The organism is Caldimonas taiwanensis NBRC 104434 (assembly GCF_001592165.1).
Classification (GTDB): Bacteria; Pseudomonadota; Gammaproteobacteria; order Burkholderiales; family Burkholderiaceae_C; genus Caldimonas; species Caldimonas manganoxidans.
Window position 1 is genome coordinate 1 of the sequence record NZ_BCWK01000047.1, and the last position, 3,036, is coordinate 3,036.

Annotated in this window: 4 protein-coding genes and 2 pseudogenes; all 6 read left to right on the forward strand. The window is 69.5% G+C overall.

Annotated features, from left to right (window positions below):
* Window positions 1-221, forward strand: a pseudogene (locus tag CTA01S_RS15785) (hypothetical protein); the annotation flags it as partial.
* Window positions 222-224: 3 nt separating this feature from the next.
* On the forward strand, window positions 225-851 hold the full coding sequence (locus tag CTA01S_RS15790; protein ID WP_062196812.1) for a hypothetical protein: 627 nt from the start codon (window positions 225-227) through the stop codon (window positions 849-851).
* An 11-nt stretch (window positions 852-862) separates the two neighbouring features.
* Window positions 863-1,378, forward strand: a complete 516-nt coding sequence (locus CTA01S_RS15795; RefSeq protein ID WP_062196813.1) for a DUF6511 domain-containing protein — start codon at window positions 863-865, stop codon at window positions 1,376-1,378.
* Window positions 1,375-2,121, forward strand: coding sequence for a hypothetical protein (locus CTA01S_RS15800; protein WP_062196814.1), 747 nt, complete (start codon window positions 1,375-1,377; stop codon window positions 2,119-2,121). The genes CTA01S_RS15795 and CTA01S_RS15800 overlap by 4 nt, the downstream gene beginning before the upstream one ends.
* Window positions 2,118-2,372, forward strand: a complete 255-nt coding sequence (locus CTA01S_RS15805) for a helix-turn-helix domain-containing protein (protein ID WP_062196815.1) — start codon at window positions 2,118-2,120, stop codon at window positions 2,370-2,372. Before CTA01S_RS15800 ends, CTA01S_RS15805 begins: the two co-directional genes overlap by 4 nt.
* A pseudogene (locus CTA01S_RS15810) lies at window positions 2,356-3,036 on the forward strand (phage/plasmid primase, P4 family); the annotation flags it as partial. The gene CTA01S_RS15805 and the pseudogene CTA01S_RS15810, both read left to right, overlap by 17 nt.

Below are 3,036 nucleotides of genomic sequence, written 5' to 3' on the forward strand. Positions count from 1 at the left end.
CGGCGGAACTGCCCGGCATCGTCGATGAAGTCGTGACGCTGGCCGAGATCAAGGCGGAGGACGGCTCGTCCTACCGCGCCTTCGTCTGCCACACGCTGAACCCCTACGGCGTCCCGGCCAAGGACCGCTCCGGCCAGCTCGAGTTGCTGGAGCCGCCGAACCTGCGCGCGCTGATCGACAAGTGCGCCGCCGCCACTCGAATCCCGACATCCAAGGAGTAAGCCATGACCGATTGGTGCGATTTCAACGACGCGCAGCAGCAGCCCAGTTTCGACCTCATCCCCAAGGGCACGCTCGCCCGCGTGCGCATGACGCTCAAGCCCGGGGGCTTTGATGACCCGGCCCAGGGTTGGACCGGCGGCTATGCCACCCAAAGCTTCGAGTCCGGCTCGGTGTATCTGGCGGCCGAGTTCGTGGTGCTGGAGGGCGAGTACGCCCGTCGCAAGCTCTGGAGCAACATCGGCCTGCATTCCCCGAAGGGCCCGGCTTGGGGCCAGATGGGGCGCAGCTTCGTGCGCGCCGTGCTCAATTCCGCCCGCAACGTCCATCCGCAGGACATGAGCCCGCAGGCCGCCGCCGCGCGGCGCATCCAGGGCTTCCACGAGCTCGACGGCATCGAGTTTGCGGCCCGCATCGACGTCGAGAAGGACGGCCGCGGCGAGTTGAAGAACGTCATCCGAAACGCCGTCGAGCCCGACCACCCGGACTACGCCCGCCTGATGGGGCTGCCGCCGAAGAACCCCGGCAGTGGTTCCACCGGCGCGCCCGCCGCAGCAACCCCGCCGCGCACGACGCCGCCCGTCAACCCGCAACGCCCCGCCATGCCGGGCAAGCCCGCCTGGGCGCAGTGAGAGGAGGGTCAGTGAAGTGTTGGGTCTGCAAACGACAGGCGCGCGGCTACGGCCACTCGGACCTTCGGCATCCGGTGGGCGACGCCCGGCGCTATCCGATCGACTGGGTGTTCTGCTCGCGGCGTTGCCAGGAGGCGTTTCATGCGCTCTACGGTCAGTGGCTGCGGGTGCGGGACGGACGCCCACCCCTCGGGGAGGTCGCGATGATCGACCCGTCTGACGTCGAAATGGCCGCGATGAGGAAGTGCCTCAAGGCCTTCGGCGCGGCGGCAGAACGCATCGGCTTCGACAAGCCCCTCGGCGCGTACTCCGAGGACGAGGCGCTCCAGGTGATCGACGCCATCGTCACCTGCTACACGGACGCGATGGTCGAGCACCACGAAGCGACCAAGTACCCGCCGGTGCGGGGCTTGAAAGACCCGGTGTCCGACCCCTTCGCCGACCTCGAGGACGATCTGCCGTGGGAGGAGCCGAAGGCTCAAGCGCAGACGGCACGCACGGCAGCACCCAAGGAGGCGCGGCGATGATGGACTTCAACGCCTCCAAGAGCCTGTCGGGTCAGGTCACGGCGCTGATCGATGCCGGGATGCAGCAGTCTCGCGCGGCGCAGCCTCGCCGCACGTACCTGGGCGCCTCGCGCCTCGGGGCCGCGTGCGAGCGCGCGCTGCAATACGAGGTCGCCGACGCCCCGGTCGATCCGGGTCGCGAGACCGACGGTCGCATGCTGCGCGTCTTCGAGCGCGGCCACCTTATGGAGGACTGCATGGTCGGATGGCTGCGCGCGGCGGGCTTCGATCTGCGCACGCGCGACGACGCGGGCGAGCAATTCGGCTTCTCGGCGCTGGACGGGCGCCTGCAGGGCCACGTCGATGGCGTGCTCGTCGCCGGGCCCGACCTCGGCTTTGGGGCCGGCTATCCCGCGCTGTGGGAGAACAAGTGCCTGGGCGCCAAATCGTGGCGCGAGTTGGAGAGACATCGCCTCGCGGTCGCCAAGCCCGTCTACGCCGCCCAGGTCGCGCTCTACCAGGCCTATCTCGAACTGCACGCGCACCCGGCCCTGTTCACGGCGGTAAACGCCGACACCATGGAGATCCACGCCGAGCTGGTGCCGTTCGATGCGGCGTTGGCGCAGCGCATGTCCGACCGGGCGGTGAAGGTCATCACGGCCACCGAGGCGGGCGAACTGCTGCCTCGTGCCTTCGCCGATCCCACCCATGTCGAGTGCCGGATGTGCCCGTGGCAGGACCGGTGCTGGAGGGCCGCGGCATGAACGACACACCGCTGCACCAGGTGCTCGGGGAGCGCCTGATCGACGCACGCGAGGCGGCACTGGCGCTCAATCTGCCGCACTACTGGCTCACGCACGCGAAGGAGCGCCGACGTCTGCGCCTGCCGCACTACCGGGTGGGCAAGCTGCTGCGTTTCAAGCTCTCCGAACTGATGGCGTGGATGGAGGAACGTCAAGCCCTGCTCACGGCCGACGCAGGGCACGAGGAGGAGTCGGATGCTGGACTTCAATGACACCGCACCCGCGCCCGAGATCCCGGCGTCCGAACGCCGCGAGGCCGTGCGCGCCGCGCTGCTCGCGAGGCTGGAGTCGGTGCTGTTCACCCTGTTCCCCGCTGGAAAGAAGCGCCGCGGCAAGTTCGTCATCGGCGACGTGCTCGGCAGCCCGGGCGACAGCCTGGAAGTCGTGCTCGACGGCGACAAGGCGGGGCTGTGGACCGACCGCGCCACCGGCGATGGTGGCGATGTGTTCCACCTGATCGGCGGCCACTACGGCGTGGACGTGCAGGCAGACTTCGCCCGCGTCCTCGATCTGGCCGAGGAGCTCGTCGGCCGTGCCCCCACGGCCCCGGCGCGCAAGGCAGCCAAGGAGACCCCGGTCGACGATCTCGGCCCGGCCACCGCCAAGTGGGACTACCTCGACGCACAAGGGCACCTCATCGCCGTCGTCTACCGCTACGACCCGCCAGGGCGCAAGAAGGAGTTCCGGCCCTGGGACGCGCGCCGCCGCAAGATGGCTCCGCCCGAGCCGCGGCCGCTGTACAACCAGCCGGGGATCCACAACGCCGCCCAGGTCGTGCTGGTCGAGGGCGAGAAGTGCGCCCAGGCCTTGATCGAGACTGGGATCGTGGCCACCACCGCGATGCACGGGGCCAACGCCCCGGTGGACAAGACCGAC

Bases quoted from the DNA above. Each gene is read 5' to 3' on its own strand.
- CTA01S_RS15790 (WP_062196812.1), top strand. From the start codon at position 225: ATGACCGATTGGTGCGATTTCAACGACGCGCAGCAGCAGCCCAGTTTC.
- CTA01S_RS15805 (WP_062196815.1), top strand. From the start codon at position 2,118: ATGAACGACACACCGCTGCACCAGGTGCTCGGGGAGCGCCTGATCGAC.
- CTA01S_RS15800 (WP_062196814.1), top strand. From the start codon at position 1,375: ATGATGGACTTCAACGCCTCCAAGAGCCTGTCGGGTCAGGTCACGGCG.